Source organism: Pseudomonas sp. NY15354 (assembly GCF_048068075.1).
Lineage (GTDB): Bacteria > Pseudomonadota > Gammaproteobacteria > Pseudomonadales > Pseudomonadaceae > Aquipseudomonas > Aquipseudomonas guariconensis_C.
Genome location: NZ_JBLUPV010000001.1, coordinates 73,932 through 97,556 on the forward strand (window position 1 = coordinate 73,932; position 23,625 = coordinate 97,556).

At 62.9% G+C, this 23,625-nt stretch carries 21 protein-coding genes; 11 read left to right on the plus strand and 10 right to left on the minus strand.

Going from position 1 to position 23,625, the window contains the following annotated elements:
• Position 1: 1 nt before the first annotated feature.
• The 4 genes from ACNFCH_RS00345 to yaaA all read right to left on the minus strand — a co-directional run bounded on the left by ACNFCH_RS00345 (position 2) and on the right by yaaA (position 6,190).
• Positions 2–1,165: an alginate biosynthesis protein Alg44 gene (locus ACNFCH_RS00345; RefSeq protein ID WP_337158547.1), complete on the minus strand. Its 1,164-nt coding sequence runs from the start codon at positions 1,163–1,165 to the stop codon at positions 2–4.
• A 36-nt stretch (positions 1,166–1,201) separates the two neighbouring features.
• The gene (locus ACNFCH_RS00350; protein WP_196163017.1) at positions 1,202–2,683 is read right to left on the minus strand and encodes a glycosyltransferase family 2 protein; all 1,482 of its coding nucleotides are present in this window, start codon (positions 2,681–2,683) and stop codon (positions 1,202–1,204) included.
• Positions 2,684–2,745: 62 nt separating this feature from the next.
• Positions 2,746–4,062, minus strand: coding sequence for a UDP-glucose/GDP-mannose dehydrogenase family protein (locus ACNFCH_RS00355; RefSeq protein WP_337158548.1), 1,317 nt, complete (start codon positions 4,060–4,062; stop codon positions 2,746–2,748).
• A 1,348-nt stretch (positions 4,063–5,410) separates the two neighbouring features.
• Positions 5,411–6,190, minus strand: a complete 780-nt coding sequence (gene yaaA, locus ACNFCH_RS00360) for a peroxide stress protein YaaA (protein WP_337158549.1) — start codon at positions 6,188–6,190, stop codon at positions 5,411–5,413.
• Between the two features lie 136 nt (positions 6,191–6,326).
• Here yaaA and ACNFCH_RS00365 point away from each other — a divergent pair, with 136 nt between their 5' ends.
• The 6 genes from ACNFCH_RS00365 to ACNFCH_RS00390 all read left to right on the plus strand — a co-directional run bounded on the left by ACNFCH_RS00365 (position 6,327) and on the right by ACNFCH_RS00390 (position 11,395).
• On the plus strand, positions 6,327–7,451 hold the full coding sequence (locus tag ACNFCH_RS00365; protein WP_337158550.1) for a polysaccharide deacetylase family protein: 1,125 nt from the start codon (positions 6,327–6,329) through the stop codon (positions 7,449–7,451).
• 272 nt (positions 7,452–7,723) lie between these two features.
• Positions 7,724–9,118: a PhoH family protein gene (locus ACNFCH_RS00370; protein ID WP_337158551.1), complete on the plus strand. Its 1,395-nt coding sequence runs from the start codon at positions 7,724–7,726 to the stop codon at positions 9,116–9,118.
• A 150-nt stretch (positions 9,119–9,268) separates the two neighbouring features.
• A complete protein-coding gene (gene moaC, locus ACNFCH_RS00375) occupies positions 9,269–9,739 on the plus strand; it encodes a cyclic pyranopterin monophosphate synthase MoaC (RefSeq protein ID WP_070092306.1) in 471 nt (156 codons plus the stop codon).
• Positions 9,739–9,984 (plus strand): MoaD/ThiS family protein, encoded by a 246-nt coding sequence (locus tag ACNFCH_RS00380; RefSeq protein ID WP_337158609.1) that lies wholly within the window; start codon positions 9,739–9,741, stop codon positions 9,982–9,984. The genes moaC and ACNFCH_RS00380 overlap by 1 nt, the downstream gene beginning before the upstream one ends.
• A gap of 2 nt (positions 9,985–9,986) precedes the next feature.
• Complete coding sequence (moaE, locus tag ACNFCH_RS00385) at positions 9,987–10,433, plus strand: molybdopterin synthase catalytic subunit MoaE (protein WP_337158552.1); 447 nt, start codon at positions 9,987–9,989, stop codon at positions 10,431–10,433.
• Positions 10,434–10,618: 185 nt separating this feature from the next.
• On the plus strand, positions 10,619–11,395 hold the full coding sequence (locus tag ACNFCH_RS00390) for an ABC transporter substrate-binding protein (protein ID WP_337158553.1): 777 nt from the start codon (positions 10,619–10,621) through the stop codon (positions 11,393–11,395).
• 76 nt (positions 11,396–11,471) lie between these two features.
• Here ACNFCH_RS00390 and ACNFCH_RS00395 read toward each other — a convergent pair whose 3' ends face one another.
• From ACNFCH_RS00395 to ACNFCH_RS00415, 5 genes are all read right to left on the minus strand, one after another.
• Positions 11,472–12,098, minus strand: coding sequence for a helix-turn-helix transcriptional regulator (locus ACNFCH_RS00395; RefSeq protein WP_337158554.1), 627 nt, complete (start codon positions 12,096–12,098; stop codon positions 11,472–11,474).
• 74 nt (positions 12,099–12,172) lie between these two features.
• A complete protein-coding gene (locus tag ACNFCH_RS00400) occupies positions 12,173–13,303 on the minus strand; it encodes an NAD(P)/FAD-dependent oxidoreductase (protein ID WP_416742076.1) in 1,131 nt (376 codons plus the stop codon).
• Between the two features lie 10 nt (positions 13,304–13,313).
• Positions 13,314–14,264 (minus strand): ornithine cyclodeaminase family protein, encoded by a 951-nt coding sequence (locus ACNFCH_RS00405; protein WP_416742077.1) that lies wholly within the window; start codon positions 14,262–14,264, stop codon positions 13,314–13,316.
• Between the two features lie 225 nt (positions 14,265–14,489).
• Positions 14,490–15,929, minus strand: a complete 1,440-nt coding sequence (gene rhlB / locus ACNFCH_RS00410; protein WP_337158557.1) for an ATP-dependent RNA helicase RhlB — start codon at positions 15,927–15,929, stop codon at positions 14,490–14,492.
• Between the two features lie 102 nt (positions 15,930–16,031).
• Complete coding sequence (locus ACNFCH_RS00415) at positions 16,032–16,688, minus strand: alpha/beta hydrolase (RefSeq protein WP_070092314.1); 657 nt, start codon at positions 16,686–16,688, stop codon at positions 16,032–16,034.
• A 338-nt stretch (positions 16,689–17,026) separates the two neighbouring features.
• Here ACNFCH_RS00415 and ACNFCH_RS00420 point away from each other — a divergent pair, with 338 nt between their 5' ends.
• The 4 genes from ACNFCH_RS00420 (at position 17,027) to ACNFCH_RS00435 (ending at position 21,182) form a co-directional block, all read left to right on the plus strand.
• Positions 17,027–18,055, plus strand: a complete 1,029-nt coding sequence (locus ACNFCH_RS00420; RefSeq protein ID WP_043207439.1) for an amino acid ABC transporter substrate-binding protein — start codon at positions 17,027–17,029, stop codon at positions 18,053–18,055.
• A 65-nt stretch (positions 18,056–18,120) separates the two neighbouring features.
• Entirely contained in the window at positions 18,121–19,299 is a 1,179-nt protein-coding gene (locus tag ACNFCH_RS00425) for an amino acid ABC transporter permease (protein WP_196163026.1), read from the plus strand.
• Between the two features lie 10 nt (positions 19,300–19,309).
• Positions 19,310–20,407 carry an amino acid ABC transporter permease gene (locus tag ACNFCH_RS00430; protein WP_337158558.1) on the plus strand — a complete coding sequence of 366 codons (1,098 nt, stop codon included), beginning with the start codon at positions 19,310–19,312 and terminating at the stop codon, positions 20,405–20,407.
• A 10-nt stretch (positions 20,408–20,417) separates the two neighbouring features.
• Positions 20,418–21,182: an amino acid ABC transporter ATP-binding protein gene (locus ACNFCH_RS00435; protein WP_043207442.1), complete on the plus strand. Its 765-nt coding sequence runs from the start codon at positions 20,418–20,420 to the stop codon at positions 21,180–21,182.
• A gap of 170 nt (positions 21,183–21,352) precedes the next feature.
• On the opposite strand, the gene algW is transcribed toward ACNFCH_RS00435, so the two are convergent.
• Positions 21,353–22,513 (minus strand): Do family serine endopeptidase AlgW, encoded by a 1,161-nt coding sequence (gene algW / locus ACNFCH_RS00440; protein ID WP_196163028.1) that lies wholly within the window; start codon positions 22,511–22,513, stop codon positions 21,353–21,355.
• A gap of 309 nt (positions 22,514–22,822) precedes the next feature.
• Here algW and ACNFCH_RS00445 point away from each other — a divergent pair, with 309 nt between their 5' ends.
• Positions 22,823–23,581 (plus strand): Nif3-like dinuclear metal center hexameric protein, encoded by a 759-nt coding sequence (locus ACNFCH_RS00445; RefSeq protein WP_070576226.1) that lies wholly within the window; start codon positions 22,823–22,825, stop codon positions 23,579–23,581.
• The last annotated feature ends 44 nt before the right edge of the window (positions 23,582–23,625 follow it).

The following is a 23,625-nucleotide window of genomic DNA, read 5'->3' on the forward strand; positions in this document are numbered from 1 at the left end:
CTTACAGCCCACGGGCCGCGGCTTTATCGATCAGCCAGTCCAGGGACGGGCCACGGTCGGCATTGACGGCCGCCGGGCGACCGGCCAGTTCCGCAGGCAGGCCGCTGTCGGGCTTGATCTGCACGCGGATGTCCGAGGCCAGGTCTTCACTGTTGAGGCTGGCGCTGCTGACGATCTTGCCGGTGCGCATCTCGTCTTCGCCGGCCACCTGGAACTGCACGCGAGTGCCTGGCTTGACCTGGTCGAACTGGCGATAGCTAAAGCGCGCCTCGACCATCGGGTTGGTGGTGCGTGGCACCAGTTGGAAGATCGGCTGGCCTTTGCTGGCGTACTGGCCGTCATCCACCAGCTGGCGGGCGACCACACAGTCGCACGGGCTGGTGAGGGTGCCGGAGAGCTGCTTGCCGAACAGTTCCTCGACCTTGGCGGGCTCGAGCTGCGAGTCGTCCAGGTGGCCTTTGAGCAGATCGAGCATGCTGGTGCTGAAGCTTGCCAGCGGGGCGCCCTTGACGACCTGGGCGCCGTTTTCCACCAGGCTCTGCACGCTGCCGTCGCGGGGCATGGTGACGTTGGTGGTGGGCACCGCGACCACACCGGCCTCGGCGTGGCTGACGAAGTACATGCCGTACAGCGACTTGGCGATGAAGCCGAACGCCGCCACGCCGACCACGAACACGCCCAGGCTGACGGTCACCGCGCGCAGGCGGCCGAAGGCGGAGAGGCCCGAGCCGTTGTCTTTTTGCTTGCGCGCCTTGGTGAAGTTGTCGCGCTGCAGGGTGCTGAGCACGCCGCCGACGTTGATCATCTCGCCGGACAGGAAGGTGGTGATGATGTGACGCAGGGTGGCCACGTCGCGCTGTTCGAGGTTCTGGAACTGCACGCCGGTGCGGCCGGTACTCTGGTAGGAGCGCACCTGGAACTCGACGTCCATGGACAGGCCCAGGTTGTCGACCGTGAACTGCAGGCGGCCGCGCAGCACGTCGCCGACGTTCAAGGGTTTGCTGGTGTGGAAGGACAGGCCCCCGGCGGAGAGATCGTCCACCTTCACATCGTGCGGTTCGCGATTGCGGTCCAGGTAGCGCAGCTTGGCGGGGATACGTACCCGGACGTGCTGGCGCTGGGCTTCGGACTCATGCACGACATTGGCGTTCACGGCGGTATTCATGGCGATTTCGTTCCTGTTAGATCCGTTCCGAGGGGCTCACACGACCATGAACAGCACAGCGACGAAGATGCTGGCTGCCGAGAAGGTCATGGTCCGTGAAGACCAGGTGTTGAACCATTGTTGAAAGCTTTCGAGGTCACGCTTGAGGGCAGTCGGCTGGCGGGTCCAGGACTGCTTGTCGAGGCGGAAGAACACGTAGATCTTCATCAGCGCGCCGACGATCTGGTTGTAATAGAGAATCAGCGGGTAGGCCGGCCCCACGTTGTGGCCCGAGCACAGCAGCATGATGGTGAGGATCAGGCGGGTGATGCCGATCCACAGCAGGTACACCAGCAGGAAACCCAGGCCGAACTTGAGGCTGGCGATCACCGCCACGGTCAGGCCCAGCAGGCTGGTCCACATGGACACGCGCTGGTCGAGCAGGACGATGCTGGTGAACAGCCCCAGGCGCTTAAGGCCCAGGCCCAAGGCGCGGGAGTTCTGCCGCAGGTTGTTGCCGTACCAGCGGTACATCAGCTTGCGGCTGGCCTTGATGAAGCTCTTCTCCGGTGGGTGCTCGACCGTGTTGATGGCCGCATCCGGCACGTAGAAGGTGTCGTAGCCCAGGCGCATCAGGCTGAACCAGCTGGACTTGTCGTCCCCGGTGAGGAACTTGAAGCGGCCCAGGCGCCAGTGGTGCAGCGAGTCGCTTTCCACGTCGGCGATGAACTCGGGGTCGGTCACCACGCTTGCCCGGAACATCGACATGCGCCCGGTCATGGTCAGCACGCGTTTGGACAGGGCCATGGAGCACATGTTGATGTGGCGCTGGGCGAAGCGCAGCTTGTGCCACTCGCTCATGATGTAGCCGCCGCGCACTTCGCAGAATTCGTTGGTGGTCAGGCCACCGACATTGGGGAACAGCTTGAACCACGGCACGGTCTTGCGCACCACGCCTTCGCCGAGCACGGTGTCACCGTCGATCACTGCCACCACGGCATGCTCGTCCGGCATCATCCGCGAGATGGCCCGGAAGCCATAGGCCAGGCCATCGCGCTTGCCGGTGCCGGCGATGCGCACGAAGTCCAGGTTGACGTGGGCGGGCGGGTTGTACTTGGCCCACAGGCTCTTGACCAGCAGCTCGTCGGACATCTCCACCAGCGAGCAGACCACGGTGGTGGGGTAGCCGCATTCGATCGCCTCGCGGATCACCGAGCTGTACACCTGCGCGGTGGTCAGGGCCTCGATGCGAAAACTGGTGACCATCAGGTACACGTGGGACGGGTCGGCGGCCTTGCCCAGCTTGCGCACTTTACGGCGCAGGTAGGGATAGACGCCGTAGAGGAACACCATGCCACGGATGAAGTGGGTGGCGCCCATGGAGTAGCGCCAGATGCCGACCGCGCCGACCAGGAAGATGAAGTGCTTCGACTGCGAGTCGAAGATGTCGCTGGGCAGGGCCAGGGCGATCAACATGAGCAGGCTCACGTAGAGCAGCCATCCGGCGCACTGCAGCAGCACTGTCTGGAGTCTTTGCATGTTCAGCATCCGTCGCGCGAATCAGGGGGAAGGGCAGCGGTCGCCCGCTGCCCGGCCGGGGGTTACCAGCAGATGCCTTCGGTGCGGCTGGTGTTGCAGGTCGTCTTGGTCATGAAGCCGACCAGGTCGATCACCTGCTTGCCTGCCGGCGCCTGCTGGGCGAGGGCGCGGAACTTCTCGTCGCGGTTGCCCAGGATGATCACGTCGGCGTTGTCGATGACATGCTGCAGATCGTCATTGAGCAGCGAGGAGACGTGGGGGATCTTCGACTCGATGTAGTCCTTGTTGGCGCCGTGGACACGGGCGTACTGGACGTTCTGGTCGTAGATGTTCAGCTCGTAGCCTTTGCCGATCAGGCGCTCGGCCAGTTCCACCAGCGGGCTTTCGCGCAGGTCGTCGGTGCCGGCCTTGAAGGACAGGCCCAGCAGGGCGACCTTGCGCTTGTCGTGGCTTTCGATGATGTCGAAGGCGTTCTGCACCTGGGACTCGTTGCTGCGCATCAGCGAGTCGAGCAGCGGGGCCTTCACGTCCAGGCTGGAGGCGCGGTAGGTGAGGGCACGCACGTCCTTGGGCAGGCACGAGCCGCCGAAGGCGAAACCTGGGCGCATGTAGTACTGCGACAGGTTCAGGACTTTGTCCTGGCAGACCACGTCCATCACGTCGCGACCATCGACGCCCACGGCCTTGGCGATGTTGCCGATCTCGTTGGCGAAGGTGACTTTGGTGGCGTGCCAGACGTTGCAGGTGTACTTGATCATCTCGGCCACTTCGACCGGCTTGCGGATGATCGGCGCGTCCAATTCCTCGTAGATGGCCTGGAGCACGTCGCCGCTGGCCTTGTCCAGCTCGCCGATGACGGTCATCGGTGGGCGGTCGTAGTCGGCGATGGCGGTGCTTTCACGCAGGAACTCAGGGTTGACCGCGACGCCGAAATCGACGCCGGCCTTCTTCCCGGAGCAGTCCTCGAGGATCGGGATGACCACGTTCTTGACGGTGCCCGGCAGCACGGTGCTGCGTACCACGATGGTGTGGCGACGCTCGGTGTCACGCAGCACGTAGCCGATTTCGCGGCAGACCGACTCGATGTACTCCAGGCCCAGGTCGCCGTTCTTCTTGCTGGGGGTGCCAACGCAGATCATCGACACGTCGCTGGCGCGGATGGCTTCGGCGAAGTCCGTGGTGCCACGCAGGCGACCGTTGGCGATGCCTTGCTGCAGGAGCTGTTCCAGACCCGGCTCGACGATGGGCGACTTGCCCTGGTTGATCAGGTCGATTTTGGTCTTGGACACGTCCACGCCAATCACTTCGTGACCCCGTGCCGACAGGCAACCTGCACAGACCGCACCCACATAACCCAAACCAAAGATGCTGATACGCATCGTATTCACCTCGTGTGTTTATCACGTCGGCTCCTTCGCAAAAGAGCCGGACCGGGTTGATTAACCAGCAGTTTTCAGGCGCACGGTGCCATGGCGATTGCACATATCACCGAACGCAGGCATGAATAAATCCAGAGCGCGCAAAGTTGTGCACTCAAAGTTGGCAGTTAAATGGCCAGTATTAAAAGGCGTGCCCTGAAATGCAGCCGTCTTTATTGCAGTGTGCTATTACGCCTACTGCTGTGCTTGCTCTTTCAATTGGAAAAATCCTATGAAATCAACCACTAGGACGATTAGTAGGGGCGCGTCTCTCCTTCGTGGACAGGGCGTTCGGTTGATACCGTTGCGTCTGTCGAAGTTATCGGAGCCGGTAGTGGTTACCGGCCGGTTGTCATCTGTAAGTCATCTCTCACGGCAGCGGCAAGAAAATCGTTACGGGTCCTATGAGCGATTGCCGGTAGCAGAAGTTCCGGGGTGGGTTTCGCACGTATGAAAGATTTCTAAATATTTTTTCAGTGGCAAATACTTTCAATCTGATGGCACGCGACAGTTTCGCCCCTATATATAAAGGGCGAAATCGAAGCGGGATGGTTATATGCCAGCATGCGAAAATTTTTTTCAAAATTCGTCAAAAAACTACGAACGGTCTTATGGCGTTTTGCAATAAAGCGAGGGGTGTGGTTTTTTTGGCGTCGGAATCATGGCGAGATGGCCATTTGAAGCCTGCCCTGTTGCAGGGCTGACGGATGCGGTGACATGACGGGGGGAGCCACTGCCTTGCTCAGTGGTGTCTTCTTCGCGGGTAAACCCGCTCCCACAGGGTTCTGTGGAGCCCCCAATAGCACCGCAGTTCTCCCATAGGGTTCTGTGGTGCTCTCAATAGCACCGCAGTTCTCCCACAGGGTTCTGTGGTGCTCTCAATAGCACCGCAGTTCTTCCACAGGGTTCTGTGGCGCTCTAAATAGCACCGCAGTTCTCCCACAGGGTTCTGTGGTGCTCTCAATAGCACCGCAGTTCTCCCACAGGGTTCTGTGGTGCTTTCAATAGCACCGCAGTTCTCCCACAGGGTTCTGTGGTGCCCTCAATAGCACCGCAGTTCTCCCACAGGGTTCTGTGGTGCTCTCAATAGCACCGCAGTTCTTCCACAGGGGTCTGTGGCGCCCCCAATAGCACCGCAGTTCTCCCACAGGGTTCTGTGGTGCTCTCAATAGCACCGCAGTTCTCCCAGGGTTCTGTGGCGCTCTCAATAGCACCGCTGTACCTGTGGGAGCGGGTTTACCCGCGAAGGGGCCGGCGCAGGCAACGCAAGAGCGTTGCTGTCACCGGTAGCGCGCAGGTCCAGAAGGTCTCATTCGCCAGGGTGGTCGCGCAGGAAGACCAGGTGGTCTGGCTTGGACTGCTCGGCACTGTAGTAGTAGCCCTGCACATCGAAGCGCTTGAGCTGTTCGGGGTCGTTGATGCGCTCCTGGATCACGAAGCGGCTCATCATCCCGCGGGCTTTCTTGGCGTAGAAGCTGATGATCTTGTACTGGCCGTTCTTCAAGTCCTTGAAGTCGACATCGATCACCCGTGCCTTCAGGGCGCTGCGCTTGACCGCGCTGAAGTACTCGTTGCTGGCCAGGTTCAGCAATACGTCGTCGCCCTGCTCGGCCAGGGCCTGGTTCAGCCATTCGCTGATGCGCGTGCCCCAGAAGGCGTAAAGGTCCTTGCCGCGGGCGTTGGCCAGCTTGGTGCCCATTTCCAGGCGGTAGGGCTGCATCAGGTCCAGCGGCCGCAGCAGGCCGTACAGGCCCGACAGCATGCGCAGGTGGTCCTGGGCGTAGCTGAAGTCGTCCTCGCCGAGGCTTTCGGCATCCAGCCCGGTGTACACGTCACCCTTGAAGGCCAGCAGCGCCTGCTTGGCGTTGGCCGGGGTGAAGTCCGGGGTCCAGCTGCCGAAGCGGGCGGCGTTGAGGCCGGCGAGCTTGTCCGAGAGGTGCATCAGTTCGCTGATTTGCGCCGGTGTGAACTCACGCAGTTGCGTGATGAGCGCCTGGGAATCGTCCAGGTACTGGGGCAGGGTGTAGCGCTGGGTCACCGGCGGGGTGTCGTAGTCGAGGGTCTTGGCGGGGGAAATCACCGTCAGCATCGGGTCGGCTCCTGGAATCGTCGAGGCGGATTCTACGGGCTGAGGCCGGCAAGACCAAACTATCGCGACGATAGTCACGGACCATCGCCAAGCGTCACGTTATAGTGCGCGTCATGATGCTGCGGAGAGCTCGATCGTGCGTATTGCCTTCGTCCTGTTGGCCGGCCTGCTGAGCGTGGCCGCCCAGGCCGCCCCTTTGCCTCAGGCCACCCTGGACCGCACCCTGTGGCCTGAACAACTGGACAGCCCAGCGTTGTTCGATGTCGCCTCGCGCGCCGAGATCCTGTCGTTCGCCCAGGTGCTGCAGGAGAGCGAAATGCTCGATGAGCCGGCCCTGGCGGCGCGCCTGCAACTGCGGCAGATCAACCTGGCGGTGATTCGCGCGGTGCGTGCGCGCATGTGGCAGCGACTGTGGGAAAACTACCAGCAGGCTCAACGCAGTTGCGAGCAGGACGCGTCCTTCTGCTATCCGCTGGAGTCCATGGCCGAGCTGCGAACCCTGGCCGCCACCTTCACCCCCAGCGTGGGCGAGTTCTACAGCGGCTGGCTCGAGCCCAGCCGGGCATTCCACACCCGTTACCTGGACGAGCAACTGCGCAAGGCGGCGGTGTTCCCCCAGACCAGCAGCGAGGTCGAGCGCCTGTCGGACAGCGAGCGCACGGGCGATGAGCTCAACGACCGGATGTTCCTGCTGACCTTCGTCGGCGGCCCCACGCCCGAGGGCGGCGCCACTGACGAACTGGCCGACTACCTGCGCCGGCAGAAGCTCGGTGGCCTGTTCTTCGTGCTTGGCAATCGCTTGCAGCAGCGCGCGTCCAGTACACCGGTAGGGGCGCTTTATGCTGGGCAATGCGTGGGTATCCAGGGTTGGGAGTACCGCTCCCATGCCCAGTGGCAAGATTGGCAGGCGTCATTGCGTCGAGCCCAGGCCAGGGTCCAGTCCGACCTGCCGGCGCAGTACGTGCCGCTGTTTCGCCCCCCCTATGGGCAGCGTCGGGCCGATGGCGAGGCATTCATGGCCAGCCAGAAACTCAAGGTTTCGCTGTGGGACATCGACGCCCAGGACGACGGCGCGCTCAGCGCCGAGGCCTCGGCGCATCGGGTGCTGACCCTGATGCTGTTGTGGCGCAAGGGGGTGATCCAGTTCCACGACAACCTGCCCAAGGCACAACCGGCGGTGGATTGGTTGCTGCGCAATACGGCGCAGAGTGGGATCGGTTGGGAAGATTGCCTGGAGTATGGGCAACATGAAGGGGCTTGATCTTTGACTCTAGTACCGCTCCGGGCTCAAGCCAAGCCCTGAACGTCAATCGGAAAAATAAAGTTCAAAGGAACGTAAAAAGACTTTTTTTGGTCATCATTAATGCGGTATGTAGGAACCAGACAGCCGAATCCTGCAGCACAGGTGGCGTCATCCAGGCCCTCCTTGCCAGGTGCGCTCCCCGCCCGTAACAACGCGGATACGGGGAGAACGGCGGTCACTCTGCGGCGCAGCATTACGCGTCGTGTGGCTTTCACATAAGGTGACCGAGTATGGATGACCAAGGACGCAACTCTTCCTCCACCCAGCCAATCCTGTATGTGCTCGATACCAATGTCCTGATTCACGATCCAAACGCGTTGCTCAACTTCGAGGAGCACCATGTCGCCATTCCGATGACGGTGCTGGAGGAACTCGACAAGCTCAAGACCGGCAAGCACACCATCGCCGCCGAATGCCGCCAGGCCATCCGCCTGATCGACCAGACCCTCGGCGATGCCTCGCCCAGCGATGTCGAGCAGGGCGTACCGATCCAGCGCGGCAAGAGCGGGCCCAAAGGGTTCCTGTCGATCCTGATGAGTCCACGCAACGAGCCGAACCGGCTGCTGCCCGAAACCCTCAACGACAACATCATCATCAACCAGCTCCTGGAGTTGCGTGCCCGCCGTGCCGATCTGGATGTGGTGCTGGTGACCAAGGACATCAACATGCGCCTGAAGGCGCGTGCCTGCGGCATCGCCGCCGAGGACTACAGCACCGACCAACTGGTCGATGACGTTTCCTTGCTGTCCAAGGGCTACCACTCGGTGACCGGTTCGTTCTGGGATCGCGTCAGCAAGGTCGAGACCCGCCAGGAGCGCGGCCGCACCTGGCATCGGGTGCAACTGACCGACAACCTGCCGGCGGTGCACGTCAATGAGTTCATCATCGACGAGCAAGGCTTCGTCGGCTGGATCAAAGGCATCCGCGAAGACGAACTGCTGCTGCTCGACTTGCACCAGGAACCGCTGCTGCACCAAGAAGCCTGGGGCCTGAAGCCGCGCGACATCCATCAGAGCCTGGCGCTGTTCGCGCTGCTCGACCCGGATATCCATCTGGTCAACCTGACCGGTGCCGCCGGCTCCGGCAAGACCATCCTGGCGCTCGCCGCGGCCATCGAGCAGACCATGGTCAGCAAGCGCTACCGGCGCATCATCGCCACCCGCAGCGTGCAGGGCCTGGACCAGGAGATCGGCTTCCTGCCAGGTACCGAGGCCGAGAAGATGGAGCCTTGGCTGGGCGCCATCACCGACAACCTCGAAGCCCTGCACATGGATGACGAAAGCACCCATGGCAGCGTCGAGTACATCCTCGAGCGGGTACCGTTGCAGTTCAAGTCGCTGAACTACATCCGCGGGCGCAGCTTCCAGCAGAGCCTGATCCTGATCGACGAGTGTCAAAACCTCACTCCGCACCAGATGAAAACCATCATCACCCGTGCCGGGGCAGGGTCCAAGGTGGTGTGCCTGGGCAACCTGGCGCAGATCGATACCCCTTACCTGTCGGCCACAAGTTCCGGCCTGACCTACCTCACCGAACGCTTCAAGGACTTCCCTCACGGCGTTCATATCACCTTGCAGGGCGTGCCACGCTCGGTGCTGGCCGAGTACGCCGAGTCTCACCTGTAACAGCAGCCTGCCGGGCGGTTCGCCGCCCGGCCTCTGGACCAAACCCTTCGCTGGTTTACCCGCGAAGGGTTTGGCTTGCCTGCGACACAACCACTGCTCAAACCTGACCTGCGGGTTTACACTCTTTGTTCCCTTCACAGGAGCAATGCAGTGCTGACTCATCTCGATTCCCAGGGGCGCGCCAACATGGTCGACGTCACCGAAAAGGCCGTGACCGCTCGTGAGGCGGTGGCCGAAGCGCGCGTGCGCATGTTGCCGCAGACGTTGCAGATGATCGTCGATGGCGAGCATCCCAAGGGCGATGTGTTCGCCGTGGCGCGCATCGCCGGGATCCAGGCGGCGAAGAAGACCAGCGACCTGATCCCGCTGTGCCATCCGCTGATGCTCACCAGCGTCAAGGTCGAGCTCAGCGCCGAGGGCACTGACGCGGTGCGCATCGTCGCCCGCTGCAAGCTGGCCGGGCAGACTGGCGTGGAGATGGAGGCGCTGACCGCTGCCAGTGTCGCGGCGCTGACGATCTATGACATGTGCAAGGCCGTGGACAAAGGCATGGTGATCGAGCAGGTGCGCCTGCTGGAGAAGGTCGGCGGCAAGAGCGGCCATTACCAGGTGGAGGCGTGATGAAGGTTCAGGTGGTGTATTTCGCCCGTTATCGTGAATTGCTGGGGCTCGACGGTGAGCCGCTCGAAGGGACCTTCGCGACCCTTGACGATGTGCGCCAGGCGCTGGTGGCCAAGGGCGGCCAATATGAGCTGCTGGCCGAGCAGAACCTGATGTGCGCACGCAACCAGGATCTGTGCAAGCTGGCCGAGCCGGTGGAGGAGGGCGACGAAGTGGCGTTCTTCCCGCCGGTCACGGGAGGTTGAAGATGGGTGTTCGAGTACAGGTGCAGGCCTTCGATCCAGGCGTTGAAGTCAACGCGATGCACGCGGCCAACGTCGGTGTGGGGGCGGTGGTGGGGTTCGTCGGCTATGTGCGGGATTTCAACGATGGCCGTGAAGTGGCGGGGATGTTCCTTGAGCATTATCCGGGCATGACCGAGAAAGCATTGGCCAAGATCGTCGTCGAGGCCGAGCAGCGCTGGCCACTGCTCAAGGTCGAGGTACTGCACCGCATCGGCGCGCTGGAGCCGGGCGAGCCGATCGTCTTTGTCGGTGTGGCCAGCGCGCACCGCCAGGCAGCGTTCGATGCCTGCAATTTCATCATGGACTACCTCAAGACCCGGGCACCGTTCTGGAAGAAAGAGAACACCCAGGATGGCCCGCGTTGGGTCGAAGGCCGGCAAAGCGACCAGGATGCCGCCGGTCGCTGGTGAACCTGCCGGGGGACGGGCGGGCCGGATGCGTCTGCCCTTGCTGCACGTTGTGGTTGGTAGTTGAGTTTCTATACAAAAAAGTCCAGTATGGAATCATAAGTACAAAATGATTCCAGGCAGCCATGCGCCTGTCACCTTTGCTCTGTCTTGCACCACACCTCCAATAACGAGCGAGAGAGATCCCCATGAGAAAGCTCACCCTGATCAGCGGTCTGGCCCTGGGCCTGTTGGCCGGTAGCAACCTGTACGCAGCCGAGAACGTCCTGCGTATCGGTATCGAGGCCGCTTACCCGCCATTTGCTTCGAAAAACGACAAGGGCGAAATCGTGGGCTTCGACTACGAGATCGGCAATGCCCTGTGTGCGCAGATGAAGGTCAAGTGTGTCTGGAACGAGGTCGAGTTCGACGGGCTGATCCCCTCGTTGAAGGTCAGGAAGATCGATGCGGCCTTGTCGTCGATGACCATTACCCAAGAGCGCAAGCAATCGGTGGACTTCACCCACAAGTACTACTTCACGTCATCGCGCCTGGTGATGAAGAAGGGGGCGGTGGTCGATGACCAATACCAGAGCCTCAAGGGCAAGACCATCGGCGTGCAGCGCGCCACCACTACCGACCGCTACGCCACCGAAGTGCTCGAGCCCAAGGGGGTGAAGGTCAACCGCTACAGCAACAATGAAGAGATCTACATGGACCTGGCGTCCGGGCGTGTGGATGCCATTTTTGCCGATACCATTCCCCTGGAGGATTTCCTGTCGATGCCTCGTGGCGCCGACTATGCCTTCGTAGGGCCGGAGCTGAAGGACCCCAAGTACGTCGGTGAAGGTGCCGGGATCGCGGTGCGCAAAGGCAACACCGAATTGGTGAGCCAGCTCAATAGCGCCATCGATGCCATCCGCGCCAACGGTGAATACCAGAAGATCCAGGCCAAGTACTTCAAATCGGATATCTACGGCGACTGAAACAAGCCCTGGGGCGCCTTGCGCCCCTTTCCGACCGCTCCGGGCCCCGGCAATCGTCAAGGGACACCTGAACCGCTCAGGCCTTGAGCTCCTTCAGGTGCTTGTACACTGTCGCCCGTCCCATTCCCAGCACGTTGGCCACATAGTTGGCCGCGCTCTTGCCCTTGAAGGCGCCCTCGGCATGCAGGGCCAAGACCAGCTCGCGCTTGTGATCGCGGGTCAGCACATTAAGGCTCAACTGACGTTGGCGCAGCCAGCCGTTGAGGAAGGTGTTGATGCGTTCCTGCCAGTCGTCGCGAAACAGCGCGTCGGGTTGGGGAATCAATCGGCTGGGCGAAAGGAACAGGTCCAGCGCCGCCTTGGCGTTCTCGAACAATGAGATGTTCAGGTTGATGCAGAGCATCGCCAGGGGATTGCCTGCGGCATCGCGCAACACAGTGCTCAACGAGCGGATCTTCTGCCCGTCCCAGTTGAGTTTTTCGTAGGGGCCGATGTTGGTTTCATCGGTGCCGTGCTCGAACATGTCTTCCAGGGCCGCATGGTCGCCGATCTCGCGCTTGGACAGATTGTTGGCGATGTAGTCGATCTTCTGGGTGCGCAGGTCGTGCAGCACCACTTCGGCGTGGGGGAAGAACAACGTGGCGATGGCATCGGCGATGGCCCGGTAGTTGTCCAGGGCCGGGTCAGGGCGAGGGGATGGCATTGAGGCAGGCTCCAGGCTGTGTCAGCGCCCTTGCGGCTAGGGCGCTGCGAGTGTGCCGCAATCGCGGCGGCGCGTCATCCCGACAGGCGCGCCGGGGACAGCATGGCGGCCGTCAGGCCAAAGCCCTGCAGGTGTTCCGGCAGCGCCTCGCCACGCACCAGGGCGGCGCTGGCCTGGCCCATGGCGGGCGAGGTCTGGATGCCGTAGCCGCCTTGGCCCGCGACCCAGAACAGCCCGGGTACCTGCGGGTCGAAGCCGGCGACCAGATCGCCGTCGGCAACGAAACTGCGTAGCCCGGCCCAGGTGCGGGTAGGGCGGCGGATGCGCAGGGTGGTGGCTTCTTCGATCTGGTAGATGCCCAGGGCGATGTCGAGCTCTTCGGGCTGTACATCGTGCGGCTCCACCGGGTCGGCATTGGCGGGGGAGCCAAGGAGCATGCCGGCATCTGGCTTCATGTAGAAGGACTCATCGAGGCTGACCAGCATCGGCCAGTGGTGGCAGTCGACGCCCTCGGGGGCAGCGAAGATGAAGGCAGCGCGGCGCTTGGGTTGCAGGCCGAGGGGGCGAGCACCGGCCAGCACCCCGAGGTGGTCCGCCCAGGCGCCCGCGGCATTGATCAGCACGGGCGCGCTGAAACTGCCGTGGTTGGTATGCACCTGCCACAGCCCTTGGGCGTCACGCTCCACACGTTGCACCTCGCAATCGCTGTGCACCTCGCCCTGCTGTCGGCGAATGCCACGCAGGTAACCTTGGTGTAGGGCATCGGTGTCGATATCGCTGGCGCTCGGGTCGTAGAGGGCGCCATGGACTTTGTCTCGACACAGCACCGGCAGACGGGCGCAGGCCTGGTCGGCATCGAGCAGCTCGAACTCGGGCACGCAGGCCTTGGCGCTGAGGTACTGGCGTTGCAGTTCGGCGGGGTCGCCGTTGAAGTCCACGGTCATCTCACCGCGCGGGGTGAGCAGTGGGTGCTCGGCGAAACCACTGGGCGGCTGATCGAAAAAGGCGCGGCTGGCGAGGGTCAGGGCGCGTACCTGTGGCGTGCCATAGGCGGCAGTGTAGAGCGCTGCCGAACGGCCGGTGGAATGATAGCCGGGCTGGGATTCGCGCTCGAGCACGAGCACGCGGCCATGGGCTGCGAGCCAGTAGCCGGTGGAGGCGCCGGCGATACCCGCGCCCACGATGATGTAGTCGGCAGTCTGCATGCTGTTCTCCTCAGGCTTCGCGCAGCAACTGATACAGGGCATTGGCCAGGGCAATGTCCTCCAGGCCCAGTCCGATTGAGCGGAAGAAAGCATGGCGTTGGTAGGCGGGCGCAGGGGCCTTGCCACTGAGCAGTTGCGGCAGGTCGCCGACGATGGCGTCTGCCTGCCACCCCAGTTGTTCGGCGGCGATGCGCATTTCGCCCGCGCTGGCGGGGGTGGTCACCCGGTAATCGCAGTAGACATCCATCTCGGCCAGGCAGGCTGGCGGGATTTCATGGGCGCGCACGGCATTGGTGCTGATCGAGGTGATCAGCGCAGGTTTGCTCAGCGTGCGCGGGTCGATGACTGGCACGGCTGAGGAGGTGCAGAGCATGATCACGTCGGCATCGTCCAGGGCCTGCTCGAGGTTCTCCAACAGTTGCAGGCGGCTGTCGAGGCCGGCCAGTTGTTCGCGTTGCCCCGCGCTCTGCTGGCCCAGGCTGGGGGAATACAGGCGAATGTCCTGCCAGTCGCGCAGGTCACGCACGTAGTGCAGGTGAGCGCGGGCGATCGGGCCGCTGCCGATTACCGTCAGGCGACGGGCATGGCCTGGAGCCAGCGCGTCGATGGCCACGGCAGTGGTGGCGGCGGTGCGTGCGGTGGTCAGTTCGCTGGCGTCGCAGAGCATCAGGGGGTGACCGCTGTCCATGGACATCAGCAGGGTCCAGGCGGTGATCAGGGGGCCTTGGTCGCGGACGATGTAGGGCGAGGTTTTCACCCCATAGACCCGCTCCGTGGCCAACACGCCGCCATAGTTGATGAAGTCGCCCCGGCCAGCCGGAAACTCCACCAGTTGTTGCGGCGGTTGTACTGCCTGGCCGCTGGCCAAGTCACGGAACAAGTTGCGCAGGATGTGTGGAACATCCACCTGGGCGAGCAATTGGCGGGCGTGTTGTTGATCGACGACAAGGGGCGCGGTCATGCGAGGCTCCAGATAAACTATTTTTTCCATTATGGACTTTTTGTTTATTTGGACAATATCGCGGGCGTAAAAAGGTTGGGTTCAGCGCAGCGCGGAAAAGGGGTAGAGGAGGAAGGGCTTTGCCAGAGAACAGGCACTGCGGCTCGGCGCAGTGCGTGTGGGAGCAGTCCTGCCGGGGCGCCGGACCGCTCGGGAAGGGGCACAAGGTGCCCCAAGGTACACGGCTCAGTGGTGCTTGCGCGGTATCGACGCCAGCAGTTCGTCCGGTGGCATCTCGCACTTGATCTTGCGCCCCAGCAACTCTTCGATGGCCGGCAGCTGGTAGGCATCATCCTCGCCGGCGAAGCTGATCGACACGCCGCTGGTGCCGGCGCGGCCAGTACGACCGATGCGGTGCACGTAGTCGTCCGGATCTTCCGGCAGGGTGAAGTTGATCACGTGGCTGATACCGTCGATGTGGATGCCGCGGCCTGCCACGTCGGTGGCTACCAATACCGCGATGCGGCCTTCGCGGAAGTTCTCCAAGGTGCGGATGCGCTTGTGTTGCGGCACGTCGCCCGACAGCTGGGCGGCGTTGATGCCGTCGCGCACCAGACGCTCTTCGATGCGGCGCACTTCATCCTTGCGGTTGGCGAAGACCATCACCCGTTCCCACTTGTTCTGGGTGACCAAGTTGTACAGCAGCTTGTACTTGTCGCTGCTGGCCACTGCATAGACGTGCTGTTCGACCGTTTCGCTCGCCACGTTCTCCGGCTCGATCTCGACGATGGCCGGGTTGGTGGTCCACTGCTTGGCCAGGTTCATCACGTCGTCGGTGAAGGTGGCGGAGAACAGCAGGGTCTGACGCTCGCTCTTGGGTGGGGTCTGGCGAATGATCTGCCGGACCTGGGGGATGAAGCCCATGTCGAGCATACGGTCGGCTTCGTCGAGCACCAGCACTTCGACCATGTCCAGATGCACTTCGCCACGCTGGTGGAAGTCCAGCAGGCGGCCCGGCGTGGCCACCAGGATGTCGCAATGACGCGCTTCGAGGGCCTTGAGCTGCTTGTCGAAGTCCATGCCGCCAACGAACGTCATGACGTTCAGGCCGCTGTACTTGGTCAGGGCCATGGCGTCCTTGGCGATCTGCACCACCAGTTCGCGGGTCGGCGCGATGATCAGCGCACGTGGCTCGCCCATGTAGCGTTCCTTGGGCGGCGGCACCTGCTGCAGCTGGGAAATGATCGAGATCAGGAACGCCGCGGTCTTGCCGGTGCCGGTCTGGGCCCGGCCGATGGCGTCCTTGCCGCGCAGGGTATGACCCAGCACCTGGGCCTGGATCGGCGTGCAATAAGGAAAGCCCAGGTCGTGGATGGCGTGCATCAGCTCGTTGGAGAGCTTGAAGTCATGGAAGCGGGTCTTGCCCTCCTGGGGCTCGACCACGAAGTCTTCCGGCTTCCACAGGCTGGCCTGGGGCTTGGGTTTGCGTTCGCGGCGCGGCTTGTCCTTGGCGGGCTTGTCGTCGCGAAGAGGTGGCGTGGCCTCGGTCGAGTCGACCGGCGAGGCTGGGGGCGCCGGCGGTTCGACCGCGGGCGCAGGTGGGGGCGTCATTACGCCAGCGGCAGGCGCGGTGGCCTGGGGTGCGGCGTCGCCCTTGGCGAAAATTTTCTTGAGTGCCTTGAGCACGATCGTCTCGTCAACTGGTTAAGGAATGTACGCCCGGCAGTGTAATGCAAGAACCGGGCAGGGCGTAGTGCGGTGCGCCTACAACTACAGCAGATTGCACCGCTAGCGCAGGTGGCGCACCAGCCAGTTGTAGATGTCGTTGATTTCCTGGGGCACCACTTCGTGCTCCATCGGGTACTCCTCCCAGGTCACCTCGACGCCCCACTGCTTGAGGTGCTCATAGGCCGTGCGGCCCATGGAGGGGATCACCACGGGGTCGTGCACCCCGTGCAGACACAGGGCCGGGGTGCGCTGCTGGCAGGCGCTGAGCTGATGGCCGTCATTGAAGGTGGGCGCGTAGGTGGACAGTGCCAGCACGCCGCCCAGGGCTTCCTGCCACTTTATATAGGCGGTGTGCAGGACCACCGCGCCACCCTGGGAAAAACCGGCCAGGAAGATCCGCGCCAGGTCGATGCCCTTGGCCCGTTCAGCCTCGATCAGCGCCACCACCTGGTCGGCGGACGCTTCCAGTTGCGCTTCGTCGATCGCGCGGGCAGGGGTCATGGCCTTGATGTCGTACCAGCTGGGCATGGCGTAGCCGCCATTAATCGTTACCGGACGTGTCGGCGCTTGGGGCATTACGAAGCGGGTGCTGAGCAGGTGTTCCTGCAACGCTTCGGCCACCGGTAGGAAGTCGTAACGGTCGGCCCCCAGGCCGTGCAACCAGATCACACAGGCGTCCGCGGTGTTCTGGGGTTCGAGGATCAACGGGTTGGTCATGACGGCTCCGAAAGTGTGCGCACGCGCCTGATCGAGTGCATGAAATAAAGGCGTGCATGGGTAATGCCACAAGAAGATGTCGCAACTCTACAACTTTTCCAGCTTGACGACCCCTTAAACGCTTAAGCCCAGGACTGTGGTACGCCCTTTGCTATGAATCAATCGATGCGAGGGGATGGCCGGTGACGGTAACACCCCTTCGTGCGGATAGAAGGCTGTCAACAGAACGGCCCATTGCGCCAATTGACCCAATAACAAGCCAACAAGGGGTCGGATGCGCCTCATAAGGGTGCGGTGCAATTCCGGCTCGATACAACAAGAGCGATTGGAGGTTGTGAATGAAGATGTTGAAAACCACCCTGGCAGTCCTGACCGCTGCTGCTGCGCTGGGCGCCACCAGCTTCGCCCACGCTGGCGCTACGCTCGATGCGGTAAAGAAGAAGGGCTTCGTCCAGTGTGGCGTGAGTGACGGCCTGCCGGGCTTCTCGGTACCGGACAGCACCGGCAAGATCGTCGGTATCGACGCCGATGTGTGCCGCGCCGTGGCCGCCGCCGTCTTCGGCGACGCGACCAAGGTCAAGTTCAGCCAACTCAACGCCAAAGAGCGCTTCACGGCGCTGCAATCGGGTGAAGTCGACGTCCTGTCGCGCAACACCACCTGGACCAGTTCGCGCGATGCAGGCATGGGCCTGGTGTTCGCCGGCGTCACCTACTACGACGGCGTCGGTTTCCTGGTCAACAAGAAGCTGGGCGTCTCCAGCGCCAAGGAGCTCGATGGCGCGACCATCTGCATCCAGGCCGGTACCACTACCGAACTGAACGTTTCCGACTTCTTCCGCGCCAATGGCCTGAAATACACCCCGATCACCTTCGACACGTCCGATGAAAGCGCCAAGTCGCTGGAATCCGGCCGTTGCGACGTGCTGACCTCCGACAAGTCGCAGCTGTTCGCCCAGCGCTCCAAGCTGGCCGCGCCAAGCGAATACGTGGTGCTGCCGGAGACCATCTCGAAGGAGCCTCTGGGCCCGGTCGTGCGCAAGGGTGACGAGGAGTGGTTCAGCATCGTCAAGTGGACCCTCTTCGCCATGCTCAACGCCGAAGAGGCAGGCATCACCTCGAAGAATGTCGAGGCTGAGGCCAAATCCACCAAAAACCCTGACGTCGCCCGCCTGCTCGGCGCCGACGGCGAGTACGGCAAGGACCTGAAGCTGCCCAAGGACTGGGTAGTGCAGATCGTCAAGCAGGTCGGTAACTATGGCGAAGTGTTCGAGAAGAACCTGGGCCAGAGCACTGACCTGAAGATCGATCGTGGCATGAACGCCCTGTGGAACAACGGCGGCATCCAGTACGCGCCTCCAGTGCGCTGATGGTTGCACCTGCGGCGGCACTGCGCCGCCGCAGGTTGTTCGATCCCATCCTTTCGGGGCATTACATGCAAAATCAAATTGGCGCGCAGAAGGGGTTTTCCCTGAGCGATCCACGTGTGCGCGCGTGGCTGTTCCAGATCGTCACGGTGGTCTTCGTGGTGGGGCTGGGCTGGTACCTGTTCCACAACACGCAGACCAACCTGCAACACCGGGGGATCACCTCGGGCTTTGACTTTCTCGAGCGCAGCGCAGGCTTCGGCATCGCCCAGCACCTGATTCCCTACGTGGAGTCGGACAGCTACGCCCGGGTGTTCCTCATCGGCCTGCTCAACACCCTGTTGGTCACCTTCATCGGCATCATCCTGGCCACGCTGTTGGGCTTCATCATTGGCGTGGCGCGGCTGTCGCCTAACTGGATGATCAACAAGCTGGCGACGGTGTATGTGGAGACATTCCGCAATATTCCGCCGTTGCTGCAGATTCTGTTCTGGTACTTCGCGGTGTTCCTCACGCTGCCAGGGCCGCGGGGCAGTATCAACCTGCAGGACACCTTCTTCATCAGCAACCGCGGGGTGAACATGCCCGGTGCTTCCATGGCCGAGGGCTTCTGGCCGTTCGTGGGCGCCGTGGTGCTGGCGATCGTCGCCATCGTGTTGATGGTGCGTCATGCCAACAAGCGCTTCGATGAAACCGGCGAGCCGTTCCACAAGTTCTGGGTGGGCCTGCTGATGTTCATCGGGATACCGGGCGTGTGCGTGCTGCTGTTCGGCAATCCGCTGAGTTGGGAAGTGCCGCAGCTCAAGGGTTTCAACTTCGTCGGCGGCTGGGTGCTGATCCCCGAGCTGCTGGCCTTGACCTTGGCGCTGACCATCTATACCGCCGCGTTCATCGCCGAGATCGTGCGTTCGGGGATCCGTTCGGTCAGCCATGGCCAGACCGAAGCCGCGCGCTCTCTTGGCCTGCGCGAGGGCCCGACCCTGCGCAAGGTGATCATCCCCCAGGCGCTGCGGGTGATCGTGCCGCCGCTGACCAGCCAGTACCTGAACCTGGCGAAGAACTCGTCCCTGGCCGCCGGTATCGGCTACCCGGAGATGGTCTCGCTGTTCGCCGGTACCGTGCTCAACCAGACCGGTCAGGCCATCGAGGTGATCGCCATCACCATGAGTGTCTATCTCGCCATCAGCATCAGCATTTCGCTGCTGATGAACTGGTACAACAAGCGCATCGCGCTGATCGAGCGGTGAGGATACGCCAGTGACTGCCCATGTTTTCAAACCTGACATGCCGCCACCGGTCAAGACCGTCGGCGCGCTCGCATGGATGCGCGCGAACCTGTTCTCCAGTTGGCTCAACACCCTGTTGACGCTGTTCGCCCTGTACCTGGTGTGGCTGATCGTGCCGCCTTTGGTGCAGTGGGCGTTCATCGATGCCAACTGGGTCGGCACCACCCGCGCCGACTGCACCAAGGAAGGCGCCTGCTGGGTGTTCATCCAACAACGCTTCGGCCAGTTCATGTACGGCTACTACCCGGTGGAACTGCGCTGGCGGGTCGACCTGACCGTCTGGCTCGCCGTGCTGGGTGCCGCGCCGCTGTTCATCAAGCGCTTCCCGCGCAAGGTGGCTTATGGCCTGGGCTTTCTGGTGCTGTACCCGATCATCGCCTACACGTTGCTGCACGGTGGCTACCTGGGCCTGAGCACGGTACCGACCAGCCAGTGGGGCGGCCTGATGCTGACCTTGGTGATCGCCACCGTCGGCATCGTCGGCGCTTTGCCCCTGGGCATCCTGCTGGCGCTGGGACGGCGTTCCAACCTGCCGGCGGTGAAGGTGGTCTGCGTGACCTTCATCGAATTCTGGCGTGGCGTGCCACTGATCACCGTGTTGTTCATGTCCTCGGTGATGTTGCCGTTGTTCCTGCCTGAAGGCATGAGCTTCGACAAGCTGCTGCGGGCGATGATCGGGGTGATCCTGTTCCAGTCGGCCTATATCGCCGAGGTGGTCCGGGGCGGCCTGCAGGCCATTCCCAAGGGCCAGTACGAGGCGGCTGCGGCCATGGGCCTGGGCTACTGGCGGTCGATGGGGCTGGTGATCCTGCCCCAGGCGCTCAAGCTGGTGATTCCGGGCATCGTCAACACCTTCATTGCTCTGTTCAAGGACACGAGCCTGGTGATCATCATCGGCCTGTTCGACCTGCTCAACAGCGTCAAGCAGGCTGCGGCCGACCCGACTTGGCTGGGCATGGCGACCGAGGGCTATGTGTTCGCCGCCCTGGTCTTCTGGATTTTCTGTTTCGGTATGTCCCGCTACTCCATGCACCTGGAGCGCAAGCTGGACACTGGCCACAAGCGTTAGGAGTCTCGAAATGAGTGAAGCGATCAAGCAGCCTGTCGGCCCCGAAGGCATCATCCAGATGCAGGGTGTGAACAAGTGGTACGGGCAGTTCCACGTACTCAAGGACATCAATCTCAATGTGCGCCAGGGCGAGCGTATCGTGCTGTGCGGCCCGTCCGGCTCGGGCAAGTCCACCACCATCCGCTGCCTCAACCGCCTGGAGGAACACCAGCAGGGGCGCATCGTGGTCGATGGCGTGGAACTGACTAACGACCTCAAGCAGATCGAGGCGATCCGCCGCGAGGTGGGCATGGTGTTCCAGCACTTCAACCTGTTCCCGCACCTGAGCATCCTGGAGAACTGCACCCTGGCGCCGATGTGGGTGCGCAAGATGCCCCGGCGCAAAGCCGAGGAAATCGCCATGCACTACCTGGAGCGGGTGCGCATTCCCGAGCAGGCGCACAAGTACCCAGGGCAGCTCTCCGGTGGTCAGCAGCAGCGGGTGGCGATCGCCCGGGCGCTGTGCATGAAGCCCAAGATCATGCTCTTCGACGAGCCGACCTCGGCGCTGGACCCGGAGATGGTCAAGGAAGTGCTCGACACCATGGTGGGGCTCGCCGAAGACGGCATGACCATGCTTTGTGTGACCCACGAGATGGGCTTTGCCCGGACCGTGGCGAACCGGGTGATCTTCATGGACAAGGGCGAGATCGTCGAACAGGCCGCACCGGATGACTTCTTCGACCGGCCGCGCAGTGATCGGACCAAGCTGTTCCTGAGCCAGATCCTGCATTGATGCCATTGGATGGCTAGGCAGCCCTGCCCACAGGTTCTGCGGTGCGCTCAAGACCACCGCTGCACCTGTGGGAGTGGCCGTTCGGCGCTCCGATTGACCCGCGAAGCAGGCGACGCGCTGGCTCGCCACCTCGATAAACCCGCTTCACAGGGGCAGGGCAGCCCCTTTCGTTACTTTTCTTCCTGGGCGGCGACCGGTGCTGGTGGCGGTCGCAGCCCCACCTCAGCGATCAACTTGAGCTGTTGCCCGTTGCGCATCACCTCGATGGTGATCTTCTCGTTGGGCTTGATCCGCGCCACCTGGTTCATCGACTTGCGACCGTCACCGGCCGGTTCGCCATTGATGCTCATGATCACATCGCCCAGTTGCAGGCCGGCGCGTTGGGCCGGGCCATCGCGGAAGATGCCCGCCACGACGATGCCCGGACGGCCCTGCATGCCGTAGGATTCGGCCAGCTCCTGGCTCAGCGGCTGCACCTCGATGCCCAGCCAGCCGCGGATGACCTGGCCATGCTCGACGATCGATTTCATCACCTCCAGCGCCAGCTTGACCGGGATGGCGAAGCCGATGCCCTGGGAGCCGCCTGACTTGGAGAAGATCGCGGTGTTGATGCCGATCAGGTTGCCGTTGGCGTCGACCAGCGCGCCACCGGAGTTGCCGGGGTTGATCGCCGCGTCGGTCTGGATGAAATCTTCGTAGTTGTTCAGGCCCAGCTGGTTGCGACCGGTGGCGCTGATGATGCCCATGGTCACGGTCTGGCCGACGCCGAAGGGGTTGCCGATGGCCAGGGACACGTCGCCGATGTGGATAGTGTCGGAGCGGCCGATGGTGATCGCCGGCAGTTTCTTCAGGTCGATCTTCAGCACCGCGAGGTCGGTTTCCGGGTCGCTGCCGATGACCCGGGCCAGGGTCTCGCGACCGTCCTTGAGTGCCACTACGATCTGGTCGGCGCCACTGGTCACGTGGTTGTTGGTCAGCAGGTAGCCTTCGGGGCTCATGATCACCGCCGACCCCAGGCTGGACTCCCAGCGCCGCTGCTTGGGCAGGTTGTCACCGAAGAAGCGGCGGAACTGCGGGTCTTCGAACAGCGGGTGGGCGCTCTTGTTGACCACCTTGGTGGTGTACAGGTTGGCCACCGCTGGCGCGGCCAGGGTCACGGCGTCGGCATAGGACACCGGGCCCTGCACGATCCGCGTGGTCTGCGGGGCCTGCTGCAGGTTGACATCCTGGCTGGGCAGACCGACCCACTGAGGGAAGCGCTGGATGATCAGCAGGGCGACCAGCACACCGGTAAGCAGGGGCCAGCCAAAATAACGCAGAGCCTTGAGCATCGAATGAATCCTGGGAGTAGGGCAGGGGCCAGTTGGCTACGCAGCAGGGGTGCGAGCGCGCGCGATCATACACGTGAAACAGCCGATCAGGCGACGGTCTTGACCGCGGCGCAGCGTTCGCGGGTAAGCCCGCTTCCACAGGGTTGGCGTCAGGTCCTGTGGGGAGCGGCTTTACCCGCGAATGGCAGCACCACGAGCTTGCCCCCGGGCGACTGCCGCCGGTTTCCCCGAAGCCGGCGACGGCCCATAATGGCGGCCATTATACGGGCGTTGCGCCCGCCGAACGTGCAGATTTCGAGGAGATTTTCCATGGCCGTCGCCCTGAACACTCTGGTCGAGGAAGCCGAGCGCTACCTGGGCAGCGCGAAGATCCAGGATTACTGCCCCAACGGCCTGCAGGTCGAAGGCCGCCCGCAGGTCAGCCGGATCGTCAGTGGCGTCACCGCCAGCCAGGCATTGCTGGACGCGGCCGTGGAGGCAGAGGCCGACCTGGTGCTGGTGCACCATGGTTACTTCTGGAAAGGCGAGAACCCGTGCATTACGGGCATGAAGCAGCGCCGTATCAAAACCCTGCTCAAGCATGACATCAGCCTGCTGGCCTATCACTTGCCGCTGGATGTGCACCCTGAGGTGGGCAACAACGTGCAATTGGCCCGCCAGTTGGACATCACCGTCGAGGGCCCGCTGGACCCGCAGAACCCCAAGGTGGTCGGCCTGGTGGGCTCCCTGGCCGAGCCGATGTCGGCGCGCGATTTCGCCCGCAGGGTGCAGGAGGTGATGGGCCGTGAGCCGCTGGTGATCGAGGGCGAGCAACTGGTGCGCCGGGTCGGTTGGTGCACGGGTGGCGGGCAAGGCTACATCGACACCGCCATCGCGGCTGGTGTGGACCTGTTCCTCAGCGGCGAGGCGTCCGAGCAGACCTTCCACAGCGCCCGGGAGAACGGCATCAGCTTCATCGCCGCCGGGCACCATGCCACCGAGCGTTACGGCGTGCAGGCGCTGGGCGACTACCTGGCGCGGCGCTTTGCGGTGGAGCACCTGTTCATCGATTGCCCCAATCCGATCTGACCGAGGCCGCTCCCGCATGGGGCTGCATGCCCCGATATCTGCGA

Bases quoted from the DNA above. Each gene is read 5' to 3' on its own strand.
- ACNFCH_RS00370 (WP_337158551.1), top strand. From the start codon at position 7,724: ATGGATGACCAAGGACGCAACTCTTCCTCCACCCAGCCAATCCTGTAT.
- ACNFCH_RS00405 (WP_416742077.1), bottom strand. From the start codon at position 14,264: ATGACCGCGCCCCTTGTCGTCGATCAACAACACGCCCGCCAATTGCTC.
- ACNFCH_RS00355 (WP_337158548.1), bottom strand. From the start codon at position 4,062: ATGCGTATCAGCATCTTTGGTTTGGGTTATGTGGGTGCGGTCTGTGCA.
- ACNFCH_RS00345 (WP_337158547.1), bottom strand. From the start codon at position 1,165: ATGAATACCGCCGTGAACGCCAATGTCGTGCATGAGTCCGAAGCCCAG.
- ACNFCH_RS00420 (WP_043207439.1), top strand. From the start codon at position 17,027: ATGAAGATGTTGAAAACCACCCTGGCAGTCCTGACCGCTGCTGCTGCG.
- ACNFCH_RS00435 (WP_043207442.1), top strand. From the start codon at position 20,418: ATGAGTGAAGCGATCAAGCAGCCTGTCGGCCCCGAAGGCATCATCCAG.
- moaE (WP_337158552.1), top strand. From the start codon at position 9,987: ATGGGTGTTCGAGTACAGGTGCAGGCCTTCGATCCAGGCGTTGAAGTC.
- ACNFCH_RS00400 (WP_416742076.1), bottom strand. From the start codon at position 13,303: ATGCAGACTGCCGACTACATCATCGTGGGCGCGGGTATCGCCGGCGCC.
- ACNFCH_RS00395 (WP_337158554.1), bottom strand. From the start codon at position 12,098: ATGCCATCCCCTCGCCCTGACCCGGCCCTGGACAACTACCGGGCCATC.
- ACNFCH_RS00425 (WP_196163026.1), top strand. From the start codon at position 18,121: ATGCAAAATCAAATTGGCGCGCAGAAGGGGTTTTCCCTGAGCGATCCA.
- ACNFCH_RS00390 (WP_337158553.1), top strand. From the start codon at position 10,619: ATGAGAAAGCTCACCCTGATCAGCGGTCTGGCCCTGGGCCTGTTGGCC.
- ACNFCH_RS00380 (WP_337158609.1), top strand. From the start codon at position 9,739: ATGAAGGTTCAGGTGGTGTATTTCGCCCGTTATCGTGAATTGCTGGGG.
- algW (WP_196163028.1), bottom strand. From the start codon at position 22,513: ATGCTCAAGGCTCTGCGTTATTTTGGCTGGCCCCTGCTTACCGGTGTG.
- ACNFCH_RS00350 (WP_196163017.1), bottom strand. From the start codon at position 2,683: ATGCAAAGACTCCAGACAGTGCTGCTGCAGTGCGCCGGATGGCTGCTC.
- ACNFCH_RS00415 (WP_070092314.1), bottom strand. From the start codon at position 16,688: ATGACCAACCCGTTGATCCTCGAACCCCAGAACACCGCGGACGCCTGT.
- yaaA (WP_337158549.1), bottom strand. From the start codon at position 6,190: ATGCTGACGGTGATTTCCCCCGCCAAGACCCTCGACTACGACACCCCG.
- ACNFCH_RS00445 (WP_070576226.1), top strand. From the start codon at position 22,823: ATGGCCGTCGCCCTGAACACTCTGGTCGAGGAAGCCGAGCGCTACCTG.